The organism is Synechocystis sp. IPPAS B-1465 (genome assembly GCF_003015225.1).
Classification (GTDB): domain Bacteria; phylum Cyanobacteriota; class Cyanobacteriia; order Cyanobacteriales; family Microcystaceae; genus Synechocystis.
Window position 1 is genome coordinate 2,706,492 of record NZ_CP028094.1, and the last position, 18,885, is coordinate 2,725,376.

At 48.5% G+C, this 18,885-nt stretch carries 18 protein-coding genes and 1 pseudogene; 6 read left to right on the top strand and 13 right to left on the bottom strand.

Annotated features, from left to right (window positions below):
* Nucleotides 1-27 precede the first annotated feature (27 nt).
* On the bottom strand, nucleotides 28-333 hold the full coding sequence (locus tag C7I86_RS12740) for a hypothetical protein (protein WP_010873623.1): 306 nt from the start codon (nucleotides 331-333) through the stop codon (nucleotides 28-30).
* 749 nt (nucleotides 334-1,082) lie between these two features.
* Here C7I86_RS12740 and C7I86_RS12745 point away from each other — a divergent pair.
* The gene (locus tag C7I86_RS12745; RefSeq protein WP_010873624.1) at nucleotides 1,083-2,048 is read left to right on the top strand and encodes a septal ring lytic transglycosylase RlpA family protein; all 966 of its coding nucleotides are present in this window, start codon (nucleotides 1,083-1,085) and stop codon (nucleotides 2,046-2,048) included.
* A 257-nt stretch (nucleotides 2,049-2,305) separates the two neighbouring features.
* Here the strand turns inward: C7I86_RS12745 and C7I86_RS19525 are convergent.
* The 10 genes and pseudogenes from C7I86_RS19525 to pyrR all read right to left on the bottom strand — a co-directional run.
* A pseudogene (locus C7I86_RS19525) lies at nucleotides 2,306-2,395 on the bottom strand (IS1 family transposase); the annotation flags it as partial.
* A 211-nt stretch (nucleotides 2,396-2,606) separates the two neighbouring features.
* A complete protein-coding gene (gene urtE, locus C7I86_RS12755) occupies nucleotides 2,607-3,356 on the bottom strand; it encodes an urea ABC transporter ATP-binding subunit UrtE (RefSeq protein ID WP_010873625.1) in 750 nt (249 codons plus the stop codon).
* Nucleotides 3,357-3,433: 77 nt separating this feature from the next.
* A complete protein-coding gene (gene proA / locus C7I86_RS12760) occupies nucleotides 3,434-4,735 on the bottom strand; it encodes a glutamate-5-semialdehyde dehydrogenase (RefSeq protein WP_010873626.1) in 1,302 nt (433 codons plus the stop codon).
* A gap of 125 nt (nucleotides 4,736-4,860) precedes the next feature.
* Nucleotides 4,861-5,457, bottom strand: a complete 597-nt coding sequence (locus C7I86_RS12765; RefSeq protein ID WP_010873627.1) for a DUF3177 family protein — start codon at nucleotides 5,455-5,457, stop codon at nucleotides 4,861-4,863.
* Between the two features lie 135 nt (nucleotides 5,458-5,592).
* Complete coding sequence (locus C7I86_RS12770; RefSeq protein ID WP_020862098.1) at nucleotides 5,593-5,772, bottom strand: type II toxin-antitoxin system HicA family toxin; 180 nt, start codon at nucleotides 5,770-5,772, stop codon at nucleotides 5,593-5,595.
* Nucleotides 5,769-5,987, bottom strand: a complete 219-nt coding sequence (locus C7I86_RS12775) for a type II toxin-antitoxin system HicB family antitoxin (protein ID WP_010873628.1) — start codon at nucleotides 5,985-5,987, stop codon at nucleotides 5,769-5,771. Before C7I86_RS12775 ends, C7I86_RS12770 begins: the two co-directional genes overlap by 4 nt.
* 102 nt (nucleotides 5,988-6,089) lie before the next feature.
* Nucleotides 6,090-7,655 (bottom strand): RNA-directed DNA polymerase, encoded by a 1,566-nt coding sequence (locus C7I86_RS12780; RefSeq protein WP_010873629.1) that lies wholly within the window; start codon nucleotides 7,653-7,655, stop codon nucleotides 6,090-6,092.
* A 65-nt stretch (nucleotides 7,656-7,720) separates the two neighbouring features.
* Complete coding sequence (gene carB, locus C7I86_RS12785; RefSeq protein WP_010873630.1) at nucleotides 7,721-10,966, bottom strand: carbamoyl-phosphate synthase large subunit; 3,246 nt, start codon at nucleotides 10,964-10,966, stop codon at nucleotides 7,721-7,723.
* 118 nt (nucleotides 10,967-11,084) lie between these two features.
* Nucleotides 11,085-11,513 (bottom strand): hypothetical protein, encoded by a 429-nt coding sequence (locus tag C7I86_RS12790; protein ID WP_010873631.1) that lies wholly within the window; start codon nucleotides 11,511-11,513, stop codon nucleotides 11,085-11,087.
* A 13-nt stretch (nucleotides 11,514-11,526) separates the two neighbouring features.
* Nucleotides 11,527-12,063, bottom strand: coding sequence for a bifunctional pyr operon transcriptional regulator/uracil phosphoribosyltransferase PyrR (gene pyrR, locus C7I86_RS12795; RefSeq protein WP_010873632.1), 537 nt, complete (start codon nucleotides 12,061-12,063; stop codon nucleotides 11,527-11,529).
* Nucleotides 12,064-12,399: 336 nt separating this feature from the next.
* Between pyrR and folE the strand changes: the two genes are divergently transcribed.
* Nucleotides 12,400-13,104 (top strand): GTP cyclohydrolase I FolE, encoded by a 705-nt coding sequence (gene folE, locus C7I86_RS12800; protein ID WP_010873633.1) that lies wholly within the window; start codon nucleotides 12,400-12,402, stop codon nucleotides 13,102-13,104.
* 208 nt (nucleotides 13,105-13,312) lie between these two features.
* Nucleotides 13,313-14,563 (top strand): competence/damage-inducible protein A, encoded by a 1,251-nt coding sequence (locus tag C7I86_RS12805; protein ID WP_010873634.1) that lies wholly within the window; start codon nucleotides 13,313-13,315, stop codon nucleotides 14,561-14,563.
* 36 nt (nucleotides 14,564-14,599) lie between these two features.
* Here the strand turns inward: C7I86_RS12805 and C7I86_RS12810 are convergent, their stop codons facing one another.
* Together C7I86_RS12810 and C7I86_RS12815 are read right to left on the bottom strand one after the other, a co-directional pair.
* The gene (locus C7I86_RS12810) at nucleotides 14,600-15,052 is read right to left on the bottom strand and encodes a YraN family protein (RefSeq protein ID WP_010873635.1); all 453 of its coding nucleotides are present in this window, start codon (nucleotides 15,050-15,052) and stop codon (nucleotides 14,600-14,602) included.
* Nucleotides 15,053-15,078: 26 nt separating this feature from the next.
* Nucleotides 15,079-16,584, bottom strand: a complete 1,506-nt coding sequence (locus C7I86_RS12815) for a hypothetical protein (protein ID WP_010873636.1) — start codon at nucleotides 16,582-16,584, stop codon at nucleotides 15,079-15,081.
* A gap of 9 nt (nucleotides 16,585-16,593) precedes the next feature.
* On the opposite strand from C7I86_RS12815, the gene C7I86_RS19415 reads away from it, so the two are divergent.
* From C7I86_RS19415 to C7I86_RS12825, 3 genes are all read left to right on the top strand, one after another.
* Nucleotides 16,594-16,719, top strand: coding sequence for a hypothetical protein (locus C7I86_RS19415; protein ID WP_255345203.1), 126 nt, complete (start codon nucleotides 16,594-16,596; stop codon nucleotides 16,717-16,719).
* 61 nt (nucleotides 16,720-16,780) lie between these two features.
* Nucleotides 16,781-18,388, top strand: a complete 1,608-nt coding sequence (locus C7I86_RS12820; RefSeq protein ID WP_010873637.1) for a SpoIID/LytB domain-containing protein — start codon at nucleotides 16,781-16,783, stop codon at nucleotides 18,386-18,388.
* 36 nt (nucleotides 18,389-18,424) lie between these two features.
* Nucleotides 18,425-18,769, top strand: a complete 345-nt coding sequence (locus C7I86_RS12825) for a rhodanese-like domain-containing protein (RefSeq protein WP_010873638.1) — start codon at nucleotides 18,425-18,427, stop codon at nucleotides 18,767-18,769.
* Nucleotides 18,770-18,885: the final 116 nt, after the last annotated feature.

Below are 18,885 nucleotides of genomic sequence, written 5' to 3' on the forward strand. Positions count from 1 at the left end.
TAAACAAATTCTGCAATTAGACAAAGTTCAATTACCCTTATCCTGGCGCAGAAAGACCCGATAAACTCCGTAGAGAATGACGAGCAAAATAGCCAAAGTGACCAGGGAAGCCACAAACTTCAGCACCTGGGTCAGCACCGAAAAAGCAACAAACAAAACGGCGATCGCCACAGCGCCTTTGGCGGGGAGGGGCAAATTATCAAACCATTGTTGGAACTGCAACCAATATCTACGGGCTGCATCAGTGATGCCATCGTCTCCCGTATCGTAGGAATCTACCACCTCCACTTTGGGGGTTTTAACTTCCTGATCCTGATAATCTGATGGGGTCATAGATTGGTTTTCCTAACAAAAATCATCACCAAGTCAACCACTGGGGCTATTGGCCAAGGATCGTAGCATAACTCCCTGCCCTCTTTGGTAAGGTAACTGCTTGGGGTCTGGGGGGTAAGACTAATAATTGCGGTGACCCACAATCAAATTCTTTGGTCAACCACCAACTCTCCCGACCCTTTGCCAAGACTGGCTAAGCATACCGCCATCAGAGGGAAGTTTCCTTGATGGGACTTTTTTGCCAACAGGATTCCAGCAGGGAGATCTGATACATGGACCAAAAATGGCTCAATCGCCATGTGGATTTTGACTCTCGACTAAAAATAGGTTGATTCAAGTAACAAAACCAGAAACGGGATACTTGTCTGAGCTTCCAGAACATGGTCGGTTTCCTCCCAAAACATTGAGTTGATATGTTCACAAAAGATTTGATCTGCTGTTGATCACCCACCACTATCCAAATTGTCCCACTGCTTTTTGGAAACGGAACAAATTCTTTACACCTTGTAATGCAAGCTTTTACAGACCTTAATAAACTTTGTTTATCTCTCTAATAAGATTTTCTGGGGCCTAACCCCCAATTTACGTGGTAGTTTGTGGAAGCCCATAGCGAAAATCTTGTCCGCCTTTTTGTACTATGCGTGGATGAGTGGGACTGCCTGGGACTCACCAATCTATTTGCCTGAGTTTTCACCACCGACCTCTGATTCAATCGGGGTTTGCAGTCCTTGACCTTTACCTCTAAGTCTATGAAAGGAATTAACGTTTGTCGCTCGATCGCCGGTGTTATTGGCACAGCGAGTTTGACAACCCTGGTGTGGGGTAACTGCCCTTCTGGATTGTTGGCCTTAAATGCCATCACCCAAGCAGATGCTCCGACAGCTGTTTCAGAGAATAATTCTTCTCTAGCTCCCTTAGAATCTTCCGTTACCGCCACTTCTTCTACCCCGGCACCTGCTTTCCAAGACACCGAACTAATTTCTTTAGTTCCCCACCAAGGGCCGGAAAATCGTTTAGCTGTTACCCTGCGGGTGAACCAAATTCCCGTGGTCACCTTTTTGGGCACCGCCACTGAGTTGGCTGCTCTGAGCAATGACCAAGTCACCGACACCATGGAGCGGGCCCAGACCGTTGCCCGTCGCCTGGACGAACTGAGCGGGGCTGAGTTCTTTGACCCAAGCACCATCAAAGTGGGTCTAGATGCCACTACCCGCCAACTGGTGGTCAAATCTGAAGACGAAATTCTGCTGACTATCAACAAAAATACTGTTTTACCAGAAAAAAAACTCTCCGCCCCGGAAACTGCTCTGCAAACCGCTAACCGTCTGCGCCGTTTGTTGGGGGGAGCAGAACCCATTGTGGCTTTACCAGCAGCTCTGCAGGTGGCCCGGGTCAACACCTTTGATGCTGCCGCAACCATTAAAAGGATCAAGGGGGGTATTGCTTCCTGGTATGGTCCTGGATTCCATGGCCGACGCACAGCCAACGGTGAACGTTTTAACCAAAACGCTCTAACGGCGGCCCATCGAACTTTGCCCTTCGGTACTAGGGTGAAGGTGACCAATCTTCGCAACGGCCAGTCTGTGGTGGTGCGTATTAATGACCGGGGGCCCTTTACTGGGGGACGGGTAATTGATCTTTCCGCCGGAGCGGCCAGGGCGATCGGTATCCATAGCAGCGGCGTGGGTAATGTTGCCCTGGACATTGTGCAGTAATAGTTAAAAACCTATAATTTCGGGCTATGCCATTGTCCCTCAGCATAATGACTTTCCCAGCTTTCCCCAGGGTCTTGGGGGCACAATTATCCCTGGCATAGTCCATGCTCAATATTTAGAGCAATTAACTCCTGCCGGTTTGATTTGTCCAAGGCGATCGGCGGTTTTATTTTGATGATTGATGGGCGATCTCGTCCTCTATCCCTTGTCGTTGTTGTTGGAAGAATTTCAGAAAGTGTTTGAAAAGTTTGAGAGTTTCAAGAAAGTAATGAGAGGCGCCAGTTGCGTAGTAGTTCTATGCTGCCATTGACCCTGAATTTGGCAAATATTGCCATGGTGATATCAATGCTTACCCTCGACAAAGCCATTTTTGACGACATTTCCATAACCACATTGAGGACAGTGACAGTGTGTAGGCATCTTTCCAAAAGCTCATTACCCAATATTCTCTATCATGCCATATCATTATTTATTTGAAAATCTAAAAAAGCTTAGAATGAAGGCTCCCCACTGCAACTAGCGGGGAATTAGACCCTAGAGATTCAACGTGATGCTTCTCTATACTGCCAAAAATTTTTGGATAACCTCCTGGCTCAAAGTTTGGGTTTCCCCGGATGCCACAATGCCCCCTTTTTGCATGGCGTAGTAACGATCAGCCTGGCGGACAAAGTGCAAATGCTGTTCCACCAAAAGGACGGAAATACCTGTGGCGGCAATAATCCGTTTTACCGCTGCTTCAATTTCTAGAATGATGGATGGTTGAATGCCCTCCGTGGGTTCATCCAACAGCAATAGTTTCGGCTGGCCCATCAAAGCTCTGGCGATCGCCAATTGTTGTTGCTGACCACCACTCAAGTCCCCTCCCCAGCGAGAAAGCATGGTTTTGAGCACAGGGAAAAGCTCGAAAATTTCATCGGGAATGCCTTTTTGCCGTTGACTTTTATCGGCACAGGCTTCCAGTCCCAGCAGTAAATTTTCCTGCACTGTCAAGCGGGGAATAATTTCCCGCCCCTGGGGCACATAGCCAATACCTAAACGGGCCCGTTTATCCGTCGGCACGGAATTCAACTGGCGATCGCCATATACTACGTAACCACTGCGGGGGGAAAGCAGTCCCATAATGGTTTTAAGGAGAGTAGTTTTACCAACCCCATTGCGCCCGATCAAACATACCATCTGTCCCGGAGCAATGGACATGTCTACATTACGTAAAATATGACTTTCTCCGTAATACACATTCAGGTCGGAAATTTGTAGCATGGGGACGATCCAATTAGCCAAGAATGGGGGAAAGGATAACATAGCCATCCAGAATGTTCAAACGTCCCGTCAACCTTTGCTAATTATTCCTCCCAATGGGATGGGATTGGGGCAATTAAGAGCGCTTAAAGATCAAGGTGAGTAAAAGCTTTTGCTCCCTGGCCAGTATAGGTGGCGGCAATGTGACCATGGCCCCACAATTGGTACTTATAGGTGACCAAACCCTCCAAACCCACTGGCCCCCGGGGCGGCATTTTCTGGGTACTGATGCCCACCTCTGCGCCAAAACCATAACGGAAACCATCGGCAAAGCGGGTACTGCAATTGTGGTAAACCCCGGCGGAGTCCACCCGCTGACAAAACTGCTCTGCGGCGGTTAAATCTTCGCTAATAATGCCATCGGTGTGCTTAGAACCGTACTGGTTAATATGGTCGATCGCCGCTTCGAGGGAATCAACAATTTTGATGGAGAGGATTAGATCACTATACTCGGTGCACCAATCTGCTTCGGTGGCGGGTTCACAGTCAATTAATTTTTGAGTTCCACTATCTCCCCGCAAACTAACCCCTTTTTCCCCCAATGCCTGGGCCAAGGGTGGTAAAAATTCAGCGGCGATCGCCTGGTGGACTAAAAGAGTTTCAATGGCATTGCAGGCGGCGGGATATTGGGTTTTGGCATCCACTGTGATGGGGATAGCCTTACTAAGATCAGCTTGAGCATCCAGATAAAGATGACAAATACCATCGGCGTGGCCCAACACAGGAATTTGGGTGTTTTGTTGAATGTATTGGACAAATTCGTTGGAACCCCGGGGAATAATCAAATCCACATACTGGTTCAGACCCAATAATTCCCGAATTTCCTCCCTGGTGGTGAGTAGGTTGATCGCTTCAGGACTCACAACGGTTTTCGCCAAGGCCGTTTGAATCACTTCAGTCAAAACTTGACAGGAGCGGGTAGCCTCTCGACCCCCTTTGAGAATTACGGCGTTGCCGGATTTGATCGCCAAACTACTAATTTGGATTAGGGCCTCCGGACGCGCTTCAAAAATCACCCCCAAAACCCCTAGGGGACAACCAACCCGCTTTAACACTAAACCCTCGTCCAATTGGCGGTGGAGGGTAACTTGGCCCAAGGGATCGGGTAAATGCTCCACATCCTTCACCCCCGCAATGGTGCTTTTGAGCTTACTTTCCCCCAACAACAGACGGTTATAAAGGGGTTTGGCAATGCCCATGGCTTCCGCAGCCGCACAATCTTCCTGGTTGGCAGCCAAAATTTCTGGCATAGCGGCCGTTAAACCATCAGCTATGGCGGCGATCGCCTGATTACGTTCGGCGGTGTTTAAACTACCCAGATGGAGGGCCGCTTGACGAGCATTGTGGGCCAGGGTGTGGAGGGCAGAAAGGCTTGGGGAAATAACCATGGGTTAGACGTTGACGATGCAGATACTTTAGTTATTTTTCGGACAGGGCAACTTTGGGGGGCAAACAGCAAAGCGCAGGGGAAAGTATTTAAAAATATTTACGGCTTGAACCTGGGGGAATGGCTTTAATGATCCAGAGCCGATCGCCCTTGACGACCCAAACGAAAAATCAGGAAAGAGAGGAAATACATCACATAGGCCACTAGGCCCACAATGCCCAAAAAGCCGAGAAATCCGGTGTTGGAATTAGCGTGGAACCAAGCCTTGTAATGGAGAGGGGGCTGGAGCCAAACCTGACAGAAACTTTCTGCCCCACCAATGCCATTCAGCCCACAGGAGAGGAAAGGAATATTTACCAAGATGGCAAAGCAGGAAAAAATAGTGATGGCCCATCGCCAAGTGGTGGTGGCCAATTTCAAAGGAGAAGGGGGTAAATCTTTGATTTCATCATTGAGGTCCACCCAAAACCATAAACTAATGGGAATTAGACAACGGGCGGCAAAACCAGTGAAGAAAGCCAATGACCAGCCGGGAATCAGGAGATAAACCGTTACCACCAACAGGCTGGCCACGCGCCAATAGATAATTAGCAAGCGATTGATGGCATCCACCCGCTTAAATGCCGACCAAATGATCAGCACCAAGGGGATAAACACAGAAACGATGACCGCTAAGCGATAGTCCAACCAGATTAACCGCAACCAAATACCGTCTACTTCCATAACACCATCGAAAAATTTGACAAAACCAAGGGGCAATGCACACCAAAATGTGAACCCCCAGCTTTGCTAGGCTACCAAATTTTCAGACCAGTTTACGGGATTAACCGTCAGCGTCATTCAGTGGAAACAAAAAGACTACTTTGCGTCTAGACTTTTAAGGATTTTTTGAGCTAAAAACTCCTTGATTTCTGTATGTCGAGGCACAGCTTCAACAATTCCAGTTGTAGGATTAATCCAAAGAGAGTGGGAGCCACCTTCTTGCTTTAAACAACAACCAGCCTGCCGCAACTTTTTCTCTAAATCCTTACGCTTCATGGAATTAGAATCGTTTCTTCAATGGCCTCTTCAGGTAAACCTCGACGAATATCTTCCAGGCGATCTTCAACAATAAGTTGTATGGCACTTTTCAAGCTAGCTTTTGCTTCTGCTATAGTGTCACCTTGACCATTAGCTCCAGGAATTTCTGGACAAATAGCCCAATATCCCCCATCCTCAGCGGCTTCAATAATTGCAGTTAGTTCAGCTTTCATGATGAGTTTCTCCCAATGGTAAATAGCAGTAAATGTCAGTTTATTTACGTTAACATTGCTTGCAAAATTGCTGGATATGCTATTCGAAGATAAAAAGTATTTTTAACATGAATTATTCTTTCCCTTTACCCATTTAGCTAGAATTTTTTCAAAGGGCCTGATCGAAGTACATAGATTGTTTATAAAATACTTTTTTTCATCTTGTGGTAAACCAGAAATGGCGTATAAATAAGCATTTTTTTGCCAAGGATCCATCAATTGATAATTTTCTTTGTAATCTCGAAGCCAATCAAAAGCATGATTTTGTTTCGCAGCTAGTAGAATTTCTCTTCTTACAAATGGGTCACTCGATGCGTATTGTTCAGTTAATTTTGAGAAATGATTAATATATTTGTTTTTAGTGAAAAGGCTTAAAAGAGAAAGTTTTAGATATTCATTGCTCTTAATTTCATCAGAATTTAAGAGAGATAATAATCTTTCTCCAATCTGAATCCATTTATTTTTTTCAATAGATTGTACAGAAGTAAAATAAGCGCATATGTTGGCAAGACAAGGACTTAAGTTCTCAATTTCTTGTAGTGAAATTGAAATATCTACGGCACCAGGATGACCTATTTGCGTTAATCTCCGATAAAACCATCGAAGACGAATATAATCTACTTGGTCTTTGTCAAGATAATCTTTAATGATCTTCGTAATTATTTCATCAGAAATTGACAACCAATCCTCATCACTAATTTTATTGAAAGAAATTGCAATATAAGGATTACCATCAGAATATTTTCTTATGATTCTTAGTATCTTATCTTCATCCGAGGAAATTGGTCTATCTTCAATCATAGATGGACACAGCTTTTTAAATTCTTCAGAATTATATGTTTGGGTTTTATGCCTTTGAAGTGTTAATCTTTGTTGCTTATCTAATGTTGATGCAATAGAATATGCTAACTGTTTAGCATGATTTCTGGATTTACAGAAAACTATGATATCATCAGCAAAACGAATGAAATTAATTCCCTTAGAAACCAAACAATTATCAATAGGGATCATGGTACTTTCTGCGATTAAATGTAAAGCATGAGGCCCAACAGGTATTCCACGAGATACTTTTGCCGTTGTTGATTCTATTAAACTAATTATCCATTTTTTTGCTTGATTTGGAAAACCTGATGCAAATAATTGATTTTCTACAGTGTGATGATAAATTTGATTGTAAAAGTCAGCAATATCACAGTATAAAACTGTATCAAAGCCATTACTCAGCGCGTATGCACTCTGCCAGAATTGGTTCCAAGAGATTTGATTATCATAAAAACCTGTTTGAAAATCTGGCTTAAATCTATAACTAAATACTTTTTCTTTTGTTAATCTACGATTTTCAATCTCCTGACCATATTGATAGATTAATGCAGAAAGAATAATTGAATCTTGTGGATCTAATTGTGTAGCTTGGCGGTATGCCAATTCATCTTTAGGGACAATAAAACGACGGCAAGAACCAGGTTTAAAACTATCTAAATCTAAGTTTTTATTCTCAACCTGTTCTACAAATTCATCTGCCATATTATAAATGGCATCTATTTCCAAGACTTTCGGAAAAAAGTCACCATCGGAATGATGATATAAAAAGTTAACTGCCCAATGAAGTGACTCGCTTGTTAAAGTCATTTTTTTGTTCTGTTGTATGGGACAAGCTAGGCTTAATGGGTCTAGAGCGTCCCAATCATGACAAACTAGCCTAGATAATCCTGCAATGCTTTAACGTCTAAAGGGTGATCCTGCAGACTGCGGAGGGCGGCAACGGTGGCTTTTCCTCCGGCGATCGTGGTGATGATGGGCAATTTATAATCCAACGCAGCCCGGCGAATGGTGCGGCCATCCAACTGGGACTCCTCGCCGCTGGGGGTGTTGATAATAAATTGGATTTGGCCGTTTTTGATCCAGTCAATGACGTGGGGTCGCCCTTCGTGGAGTTTTAACACCACTTCCACCCCTTCAATGCCATGTTCCCGCAGAACTTTTTGGGTACCAGAGGTAGCGACAACCTTAAAGCCCAGGTCAATTAATTCCCGCACTACGGGCACCGCCGCCTCTTTGGTGCGATCGCTCATGGACACAAATACCGTTCCGGTGGTGGCTAAAATTACCCCCGCTCCCAACTCTGCCTTCGCAAAGGCTTTACCAAAGTCGCTGTCAATGCCCATGACTTCCCCAGTGGAACGCATTTCTGGCCCCAGCAAAGTATCCGCCCCGGGGAATTTACTGAAGGGAAGAACGGCTTCTTTAACGGCCACGTGTTGGGGAATAAATTCCTCCGTTACCCCTAATTCTTCTAGGGTTTTGCCGGACATGACCAGGGAAGCAATTTTGGCCAAAGGACGGCCGGTGGCTTTACTGACATAGGGAACGGTGCGGGAAGCCCGGGGGTTAGCTTCGAGGATATAAACCTGGTCCCCCTGCACTGCGTACTGAATATTCATTAGACCCACCACGTTTAAGGCCCGGGCCAATTGTTCTGTCCATTGGCGGATGGTGGTCAGAACGTTATCGGAAAGGCTGGTGTAGGGAATGGAACAGGCGGAGTCCCCGGAATGGATGCCCGCTTCTTCGATGTGTTCCATGATGCTACCGATGACCACTTTGCCGGTGCTATCGGTGAGGGAGTCCACGTCCACTTCAATGGCATTTTCCAGAAACTTGTCAATTAAAATGGGGTGGTCCGGCTCAATTTGCACCGCATAGGTCATGTACCGTTCTAATTCTTCATCGGAATAGACGATTTCCATGGCTCTTCCCCCTAGCACGTAGGAAGGGCGCACCACAACGGGATAACTAATGCGGTTGGCCACCACTCTGGACTCTTCATAATCCCTGGCAATGCCGTTGGGAGGTTGGCTAATTTCCAGCTCGTGGAGAATCTTCTCAAATCGTTCCCGGTCTTCAGCGGTGTCGATGGAGTCAGGGGAAGTGCCCCAAATTTTAGTCTGCACGGGGCAATCGGGACTGTTTAAATACTTTTGCAGGGGAACTGCCAGTTTCAAAGGCGTTTGACCACCAAATTGGATAATGATGCCCACTGGGTTTTCCGCTTCAATAATATTTAAAACGTCTTCTTTCGTTAACGGCTCAAAATAGAGGCGATCGCTCGTGTCGTAGTCGGTGGAAACGGTTTCCGGGTTGGAGTTGACCATGATGGTTTCATAGCCCGCATCACTGAGGGAAAAGGCGGCATGGCAACAGCAGTAATCAAATTCAATGCCTTGGCCAATGCGGTTGGGCCCCCCCCCCAGGATCATCACTTTGGGTTTGTCCGATGGCAATACTTCGCACTCTTCCGGTTCGTAGGTGGAGTAGTAGTAGGGGGTGAAGGCTTCAAATTCCGCCGCACAGGTGTCCACCACTTTATACACGGGGGTAATGCCCAAGGATTTGCGGTAGGCCCGCACTTCGTCTTCCGTGGTTTTGGTGGCAAAGGCTATCTGGCGATCGCCAAAGCCCTGTTGTTTGATGTAGCGCAGATCTGCGGCCGTGAGGTCTTTTAAACTCCGTTGTTTCATATATTTTTCTGTTTTGACCAAATCCTCTAGTTTGTCTAAAAACCAAGGATCGATCGCCGTCAACTCATGAATTTCTTCCACTGTCATGCCCAAATTAAACGCATGGTGCAAAGAAAAGACCCGCTCTGGGTTGGGAGTCCGCAACTGGGAACGCAAATGGGACAGCGTCGGCAAAGTCTCATGGCGATCGCAACCGAAGCCGAACCGTCCTGTTTCCAAGGAACGTAACGCCTTTTGGAAAGATTCTTGGAAAGTACGACCAATGGCCATGGCTTCCCCGACGGATTTCATTTGGGTGTTTAAAATTGGCTCGGCCCCAGGGAATTTTTCAAAGGCAAAGCGGGGAATTTTGGTCACCACGTAATCAATGGTGGGTTCAAAGGAAGCGGGAGTCTTCTTAGTGATGTCGTTGGAAATTTCGTTGAGGGTATAGCCCACTGCTAACTTGGCCGCAAATTTGGCAATGGGGAAACCCGTGGCCTTAGAAGCCAGGGCCGAAGAACGGGAGACTCGGGGATTCATCTCGATCACAATCACATCGCCATTGGCCGGGTTAACGGAAAACTGAATGTTTGACCCCCCTGTTTCCACGCCAATTTCCCGAATAATGGCAATTGAATAGTCCCGTAGCCGTTGATATTCCTTATCGGTCAAAGTCTGGGCGGGAGCAACGGTAATGGAATCCCCAGTGTGAACCCCCATGGGGTCAAAGTTTTCAATGGAGCAGATAATGACCACGTTATCGGCCAAATCCCGCATCACTTCCAGCTCGTATTCCTTCCAGCCCAACAGGGATTTTTCCACCAGAATTTGGGACATGGGGGACTGATCCAAGCCGTATTGCACCATCTCCTCATATTCTTCTTGGTTGTAGGCAATGCCGCCCCCCGTACCTGCCAACGTAAAAGCAGGGCGAATAATTAACGGATAGGAACCAATTTCATGGGCCACCTGCCGAGCTTCTTCGATGCTACTGGCGATGCCCGATGGACAAACGGGAACCCCAATGCGGGCCATGGCTTCCTTGAATAATTCCCGGTCTTCCCCCATTTCGATCGCCGGCAGTTTCGCCCCAATTAATTCCACCCCATATTTTTCCAGCACCCCGGACTTAGACAGAGATACCGCCAGGTTCAATGCCGTTTGCCCCCCCATGGTGGGTAAAACTGCGTCCGGCCGTTCTTTTTCAATAATTTTTTCCACAATTTCCGGAATGAGCGGCTCAATGTAGGTGCGATCCGCCAACTCCGGGTCAGTCATGATCGATGCTGGGTTGGAGTTTACCAACACCACTTCATAACCTTCTTCCTTCAACGCCTTACACGCCTGGGTGCCCGAATAATCAAATTCGCAAGCTTGACCAATAACAATGGGGCCAGCCCCCAAAATCATAATTTTGTTTAAGTCGTTGCGGCGTGGCATAGGTAAAACTGTCCGAGACGTGATGGGGATTTCGATCCCAATCATTGTATAGGCTTTATCGGCGATCGCCACCCGTTCCCATATCCAGGTTTATTGACCAAAAATCCGGGTCCGAATCCTATTTAATCGCCCCCACCGCCCAGCCTAGGGCACAGGCGATCGCCACCACGCAAGAAGTCTTAAAAGCATTGATGGTAGTGGGTTGTACCTGGGCATCTTCCCTTTCTTCCTCAGTTTTGGCCCGACTAAATCGACGTTTTTGCACGGAGAAATAAACAATTTGGGAAACAATGGACAGGGTTAGGGGCAAAAAGACCCAGCGACTAGCTAAGACCAAAGTTATCCCGGTGGCTAAAGTGAAAATGCTACCCAAAAATAAAAAATAGCTCAGTAATTTATCCTGTTTTTTTAAGGCGATCGCCTCTATGGCCCGGTCTAAAAAGAGGGATTCCCGCGCCGCCTGTAGGGTCAGAAAGCCGCCAAAAATCCAAAACGCACCAAAAAGCCGCAGACAGGATTGAAAACCAATGACAAAAAAATTCTGCATTTTGAGTTGAAAATTAACCTTTAATTAACTCCACCGTGTCCCGACCATCGGGATCCTGTAAATATACTTTCACCTGTTCCTCCGCCGCTGTAGGCAGGATTTTGCCAACAAAATCAGGATGGATGGGTAACTCTCGATGACCCCGGTCTACCAAAGTTAATAAACGAATTACCTGGGGACGACCATATTCTGTCACCGCATTGAGTGCCGCCCGGATAGTGCGGCCTTTATAAATTACGTCATCCACCAATACAACCCTTTTGCCAGTCAAACTGAGGGGAATTTTGGTTTTAGCCGGGGTGCGGGTTTTGATCCGTTTTAAATCGTCCCGGTAGAGAGTCACATCGATCGCCCCAACGGGGACTTTAACTTGTTCCAACATTTCAATTTGCTGGGCAAGCTGATGGGCGAGGGGTACTCCCCTGGTGTAGATCCCCAGTAAGACCAACTCCGACAGGTCACTATTTTTCTCAATTACCTGGGAAGCCAGACGGGTAAGGGTACGTCGGATTTCCTCCGGGGAAAGAATTTCAATGATCTGGGCCGCCATGGCTCACCACCTGCACCGATGCCAAAAAGTTGTTTTGTCACTGACACTGTAACAGGGGAAAGTCTCCTCTGTTCACCCTGCCGGACAGTGGGGGCGTGGTATGATCTAGAACGTCGATTGTTACATTTCTTAATGAATTCCTAATCTTTATGGCTCCAGCCCCGGAGTTTACCTCCAGGGGTAGTCTGGCTCGACTGTGATTATTGCCCATAATCCAGACCCGTCGGCGGTGCAGAGGTCTTTTACGGATACAATTTTAGAGACTGCATCATTCGATACAATCAAGGCGATTGGAGCATTAGGGCTAAAAAACATACCCATAACCTCCAGTTTATTGTGACCATTGCTTCTTCCCATTCCATCAATAACGGCATGAACACCGGTAAATTAGTGAATCAGCTTTCCTCCCTACCTGACCGTAATACCCACAATGGGCAAGAGGTGAAATATCATCCCGAAAATGTTGAGTTGAATAAAGAAAAAATGATGGACGCGGTGCGCGTCATGTTGGAGTCAGTAGGGGAAGATCCGGAAAGGGAAGGCTTGCTAAAAACCCCCAAACGGGTAGCAGAAGCAATGCAATTTTTGACCCAGGGTTATGACCAATCCTTGGAAAAATTAGTCAATGGCGCCATTTTTGACGAAGGTCATAACGAAATGGTATTGGTGCGGGACATTGATTTTTTCAGTTTGTGTGAACATCACATGTTGCCCTTTATGGGTAAGGCCCATTTGGCTTATATTCCCAACCAAAAAGTAGTGGGACTGAGCAAACTGGCCCGCATCGTGGAAATGTTTTCCCGCCGTCTCCAGGTACAGGAGCGTCTCACCAGGCAGATCGCCGAAGCAGTACAGGAAATCCTCGATCCCCAAGGTGTGGCAGTGGTGATGGAAGCCACCCACATGTGCATGGTAATGCGTGGTGTACAAAAACCAGGTTCCTGGACAGTGACCAGTGCCATGATTGGTTCTTTCCAAAATGAACAAAAAACCAGAGAAGAGTTTTTGAACCTGATTCGCCATCAACCTAATTTCTATTAATTGTTTCCTGGGGAGAATTATCTAAAACCCATCGAATTAGTTAGGGTTTTGGGAGAAATATTTAGTAATCAATCTCAGACATTGAAAATCTACTTGGATTGGTTTAGCAATGCTGAGATGGATAGGGCTAGGTATAACTTCTCCCCCAGAAGTAGTTTTGATCATTCTAATGACCCAGTGATGTTTCCTTGTTAGCGGGCTTAATTCCATGGCGGCTGAGATTATCTGTGTTGGCACCGAGTTATTGCTGGGGGAAATCCTTAACAGTAATAGTCAATATTTAGCCCAGGAGTTGGCCCGCCTTGGCATTCCCCATTATTTTCAAACGGTGGTGGGGGATAATCCGGAGCGCATCAAACGGGCGATCGCCATTGCCCGGGAACGGGCCCAAATTCTCATTTTTACTGGGGGATTAGGGCCTACCCCGGACGATTTGACCACGGAAACCATAGCGGATTTTTTCCGGACTCCTTTACAGGAAAACATCGCTGTTATTGCCGATATTGAAGCAAAATTTGCCCAAACGGGGCGCCCCATGGCCGCCAATAATCGTAAGCAAGCTCTGCTTCCCCTGGGGGCAGAATTATTGGCCAATGCAACGGGAACGGCCCCAGGCATGATTTGGCATCCCCAACCGGACCTATTGATTTTGACTTTCCCTGGGGTGCCATCAGAAATGCGTCAAATGTGGCAAGGGGTGGCGGTGCCCTATCTACAAAGCCAGGGCTGGGGAAAAACCACCATCTACAGCCGAGTGTTGCGCTTTCAGGGCATTGGCGAATCGGCCCTGGCAGAAAAAGTAACGGATTTTTTCACTTTGACCAATCCCACCGTGGCCCCCTATGCCGGTAAAGGGGAAGTGCGTTTGAGAATTTCCTGTCCCGCTTCTTCGGAAGCCCTGGCCAAAGAAATTATTGATCCAATAGCAGAGGAAATTAAGGCGATCGCCGGTTTGGACTATTTTGGCCAGGATGAAGATACCATTGCGTCGGTGGTGGGGGCCCTGTTGCGAGAACGGGGAGAAACCGTAGCGGTGGCGGAATCCTGCACAGGCGGCGGTTTAGGAGCTTTGTTGACCGATCAACCAGGCAGTTCTGACTACTTCTGGGGCGGAGTCATTGCCTACTATAATCAGGTGAAAATTAAACTTCTCGGGGTGGATCCGGAAATCATTGAATACTGTGGGGCGGTTAGTGAAGCCACAGCGGAGGCGATGGCCCTGGGAGTGAAAGAAAGACTGGGTACAGATTGGGGCATTGCCATTACCGGCATTGCTGGCCCCGGTGGTGGGACGGAGGAAAAACCTATTGGTACAGTGTACGTTGGCCTGGCGGATCCCCATGGTCAAGCTAGCCATATCTTGTTGCAATTTGGCGATCGCCGGGGACGGGAATGGATTAGATATTTGAGTGCTTGCCAAGCATTGGATCATCTGCGGCGGCGTTTACAGAGTAGCTGAGTTAGCTGAATCCCACTAATTTTTCCCCATTTTTCTCTAGCCTCCAAAAGCATCGGTTAAATATTGCTCCAACCGCAGGCGGTAACCTTGCCAGACAATGGTTTGGCCCATCTGGAAATTGGTCGGTAAATTAGCAAACTTCCCCTCGGCATTCTCCCCTGTAGGAACGGAACCCTGGGAAAAAACGATCATCACATCGAAACGACAGTTCCAATCACTCCACTGGGGCTGACTAGCAAGGAAATGGTTGGCTGTTTGCCAGATTTTTTCCTGCTTACGGGCGTTGACCGCCAACAATCCCCCCTGGTCCCAATTGCCGCCGCTACGGGTTTTTACCTCCACAAAGGCGATAATTTTGGTGTCCGGAAAATGGGTAATTAAGTCAATTTCTCCCCACGGCGATCGCCAGCGTTGTTGCAGGATTTTTCCGCCCTGCTGTTCAAGCCAGGCCGCCACCAAACTTTCCCCGGCCTGTCCTAAATCCGTCATGGTTGCTTGTTCGTTTACACCATTAACTACTTTTTGGATTGGATGGGCCCCGGCAAACCATTGTTATTGTTCAGGCCAGGAGCTTGGCTTTGGGTTTCTTCTGCTTCTGTTTCCCCATTATTGCCATTGGGTTGGGGCGGCACAATGGAAGGAGCCTGATTTTGTTGTAGCAACATTTCTCCCTTCGTTTTCGGCAAAGAAGGTTGAGATGAAGTCGGGGTTGGGGTGGCTGTTGGGGCTGGCGCCGGTGCAGAACGGGTAGGGGACGGAGCCACGTTCATAGGAGGATCACTGGGAGTGGTAGTGGGCTGTCGTCGGGGCGCTGGGGCATCGGGCATGGGGGAAGACCGCACCGCCGGTGGAGGCGTGGGCTGAGGCTGCAGGGGAGCAGGGGAAGGAGCTATGCCTGGGGCGGGGCTAATCGTGGGGGCCGGGGTAACTTGGGAAGGCGTAGGGACAGTCGGCACTGCTGGATTGGTGGTTTCTCCACCGGGGGGAATGAATTGATCCACACCACCACAAATCTCGGCATCATATTTAAAGGAAACTGTCACCTGGGTGGGTTCACCATAGGTTCTGTTGGCGATCGCCTGTTCAGCTAGCTGATTGAAGATGGGATAGCGGGAGCGGCCCACCAGATCTTTCTGACCGCTGGGAAAAACGTTATAGACCACCGTAGCTTCCGTACGATTACGACAGGCAATGGGGGGATAGGCGCCGCTAATGGTGTCCTTCGCTTTTAAAGCCTGGCCTTGCTGGGCAATGGAAACCAGCGTATTTTCCCGCAGCTTTTCTGGAGAAGTGTCTTCTCCCTCCGCCCTCAAACCCGGTTCCTGGGGAGTAGTAATGCCCTGGGGAGCCCTAGTAATAAAGCCTGTGCCCTGGGAAGGAGGTAAGGGTCCAAAATCAGGCCGGTTGGGGCCGGGGCCCAGGGGATTCATGCCCTGGTCTGGGGTGGGAGCAAATAGGCCTGGGGGACGGGGAATCTGTCTGGTGGAAGGGAACCGGGGTAGGGAAGGAATGGGGGGACCAGTGATGGGTAAACGGCTCAAATTGCCATAGCTAGTCAGGGGGGGCAAATTGGGGTAGGCCGGTAAATTGGGCATGGCCGGTGGCGGTGGCATAATGCCCGGCCCCGAAGGCAAGGAATAGTTGTAGTCGCCGCTAGGAGGAATGGGCAAATTTGGGTCAGCGGGAATGGCACCTGGGTCACTACCACTGGGGGCAGTGGGAAAAAGGCCACTGCTAGAAAAAATGTCCGTTTCTGGTAAACGACTTTGTTCTGCTGGAGTTAATTCGATCACTCCCACGGGATTGCGGTCTGTCAGGTTATCCCCAGCGGATTCTTGCCATTGCCAATGGGGTAAAGCCAAGCCCAAAATAAAGCCATGGATGCCGAGGGAACTCAAAATAGCCACATTGACCGGAGTGAAAACCTGGCCCAATGAGGGAGCATTGCTTAACCTGAGGGGTAAATCCATTGCCATAGGTTGATCGCCATCCAGAAAAACTTTGACGGTCCCAGTCTCCATCAGGGCAAAGTGAGGAAAAATGCCGGTGCTGGAGGCCGTTTACACAGTTCCCTCAAAATAACACAAACCCTTTGGCGATCGGTGTTAGCCCTGGGCCACTGTCCCCATCCCCTCCAGATGGCAGAGCAAAAATGATAGGTTAGGATGCTAGATTGCCTTTGATTCCCTCGCCAATATAGATCGCCGTTGATTATTTATGTTTATTTCCCCCCCCCGTAACTTACTGAAGGTTGCTGTCCAACGTGTGGGTGGCTTAGTCATTGCCCTGGGCTTAGTGGCTGGGGGAGCTTTACCCAGTTTTGCCAAGGATGTGCTGCTCCAGGTGGGGGTCGTGCAGCGCTTTGGGGATGAAGACCGAGACCAACTGACCATTAGCGGGGTGGGCAACGATGACTTAACCTTTACCGCAGTTAACAACCAGGGAGAAAAGGTCACTCTCCAGGGCAAACAGGGCACCATTGCCATTAGCCGTCGGGCCGTGCCAAGGAAATTGGCGGAAGTATTAGTGCTCGGAGACCATGCCACCTTTGAAACAGCAGAAGACGATGCTCTCCGTTGGCAAGCTCAAGGCATTGCGGTGGAAGTTACCCAGCCAGGACGTTGGCAAGTATGGGCTAAACGGGATGTATACGATAGTCCCCTGGTGCGCCGTTGGTTACTGGCGGATCTAAAAAAGCAGGGTCATCAATTGCCCTACCTGGAAAGTGTACTGTTGGATAGTAAGCCCCAGGCGATGGTGGTCATCAATGGTCAAAGCTATCCCGCCGACCGAGTGACTGTCACTGCGGCCAAAAATCAAATTCAAGTTACGGAAGGGGAGAAAAAATTTGTCTATGGCGGTTGGTTACAACTCCAGCCCAACTCCTACGGCAATTACACTCTGGTGAACCATGTGCCCCTGGAAACCTATCTCCGGGGGGTGGTGCCCCATGAAATTGGCCCAGGTGCTCCCCCCACGGCCGCCAAGGCCCAAACCATCATTGCCCGCACCTATGCCCTGCAGAACCGGCGTCGTTTTGCCGCCGATGGCTACGAGTTATGTGCCACCACCCACTGTCAGGTTTACTACGGTTTAAGTGGGACTACCCCCAGGGCCGATGAGGCGATCAAGGAAACGGCGGGGCAGGTTTTAACCTACAACAATCAATTGGTGGATGCCCTCTACTCCTCCACGGCGGGGGGGGTGACGGCTAAATTTAGCGATGTGTGGAATGGGGAAGAGCGGCCCTATCTCCAGGCAGTTATCGACTCGGCCCAGCCCATTTGGAACTTATCTACCCAAAGTTTGGCCGATGAAGCTACTTTCCGTAAATTTATTAACCTCCAGGAGGGTTTTAACGAGACGGGGCGGAAGTTCTTGCGCTGGCGCTACCCGGCCACGTTGGCAGAGTTGAATCAGGATTTGAAAAAGTATCTGACTAACCGGCGTCATCCCCTGGCGGACTTCACCACTATTTACGATATGAAAGTTACCCGTCGATCGCCGTCGGGCAGAATTTTGCTCCTGGAAGTGCTAACGGATAAAGGCGTAGTGGAATTAGCCAAGAACGAAGCCCGCAGTGCCTTTGGCCCTCCGCGCAGTACCTTGTTTTACCTGGAACCCACCTACGATGCTAACCAGCGACTTCAAAGCGTTTTCTTTGTGGGGGGGGGCTTTGGCCATGGGGTCGGCATGAGTCAATTCGGTTCTTATAAACTGTCCCAGTTGGGTTGGTCGGCGGAACAAATTTTGGCTTTTTATTATCCTGGCACTCAAATCAGACAGCTCAATGAGCAAATTCTGGGGCAAACCCCCCGCCCTTGATATTCATTTTTCTCCCTAATTACCACCTCACTGCGTATGACTTCCATGCCCATCGAAATTTCTGTTCAGGATCTGGCTCTGATGTTGGCTCACCCCAACGGCGATCGCCAGTTGATTGATGTGCGGGAACCCCATGAGGTGGAAATTGCGGCCCTGCCAGGCTTTGAAACCCTATCCTTGAGCGAGTTTGCCCAGTGGTCTGGCACCATTCGGGAGCGCTACGATGGGGAGAAAGAAACCGTAGTGTTGTGTCACCACGGCATCCGTTCAGACCAGATGGCCCACTGGTTAGTGGATCAAGGTTTTAGTAAAGTTAAAAACGTAGTGGGGGGAATTGATGCTTATTCCCGTTTGATTGATGCCACCATTCCCTGTTATTAACTCCCATTGGATAACTGCAGGGGGCCGAACTGTTTGGTTTTGAGGACAATAGCCGATATTATTAAGAAAAGTAACCGGGGCGGACGGGACTGTCCCCATGGCCTGGTGTCTATTAT

Bases quoted from the DNA above. Each gene is read 5' to 3' on its own strand.
- carB (WP_010873630.1), bottom strand. From the start codon at position 10,966: ATGCCACGCCGCAACGACTTAAACAAAATTATGATTTTGGGGGCTGGC.
- C7I86_RS12775 (WP_010873628.1), bottom strand. From the start codon at position 5,987: ATGAAAGCTGAACTAACTGCAATTATTGAAGCCGCTGAGGATGGGGGA.
- C7I86_RS12815 (WP_010873636.1), bottom strand. From the start codon at position 16,584: ATGGAGACTGGGACCGTCAAAGTTTTTCTGGATGGCGATCAACCTATG.
- C7I86_RS12805 (WP_010873634.1), top strand. From the start codon at position 13,313: ATGGCGGCTGAGATTATCTGTGTTGGCACCGAGTTATTGCTGGGGGAA.
- C7I86_RS12780 (WP_010873629.1), bottom strand. From the start codon at position 7,655: ATGACTTTAACAAGCGAGTCACTTCATTGGGCAGTTAACTTTTTATAT.
- C7I86_RS12820 (WP_010873637.1), top strand. From the start codon at position 16,781: ATGTTTATTTCCCCCCCCCGTAACTTACTGAAGGTTGCTGTCCAACGT.
- C7I86_RS12745 (WP_010873624.1), top strand. From the start codon at position 1,083: ATGAAAGGAATTAACGTTTGTCGCTCGATCGCCGGTGTTATTGGCACA.
- C7I86_RS12770 (WP_020862098.1), bottom strand. From the start codon at position 5,772: ATGAAGCGTAAGGATTTAGAGAAAAAGTTGCGGCAGGCTGGTTGTTGT.
- C7I86_RS12825 (WP_010873638.1), top strand. From the start codon at position 18,425: ATGACTTCCATGCCCATCGAAATTTCTGTTCAGGATCTGGCTCTGATG.
- C7I86_RS12810 (WP_010873635.1), bottom strand. From the start codon at position 15,052: ATGACGGATTTAGGACAGGCCGGGGAAAGTTTGGTGGCGGCCTGGCTT.
- urtE (WP_010873625.1), bottom strand. From the start codon at position 3,356: ATGGCTATGTTATCCTTTCCCCCATTCTTGGCTAATTGGATCGTCCCC.
- C7I86_RS12790 (WP_010873631.1), bottom strand. From the start codon at position 11,513: ATGCAGAATTTTTTTGTCATTGGTTTTCAATCCTGTCTGCGGCTTTTT.
- C7I86_RS12765 (WP_010873627.1), bottom strand. From the start codon at position 5,457: ATGGAAGTAGACGGTATTTGGTTGCGGTTAATCTGGTTGGACTATCGC.
- C7I86_RS12740 (WP_010873623.1), bottom strand. From the start codon at position 333: ATGACCCCATCAGATTATCAGGATCAGGAAGTTAAAACCCCCAAAGTG.
- pyrR (WP_010873632.1), bottom strand. From the start codon at position 12,063: ATGGCGGCCCAGATCATTGAAATTCTTTCCCCGGAGGAAATCCGACGT.
- proA (WP_010873626.1), bottom strand. From the start codon at position 4,735: ATGGTTATTTCCCCAAGCCTTTCTGCCCTCCACACCCTGGCCCACAAT.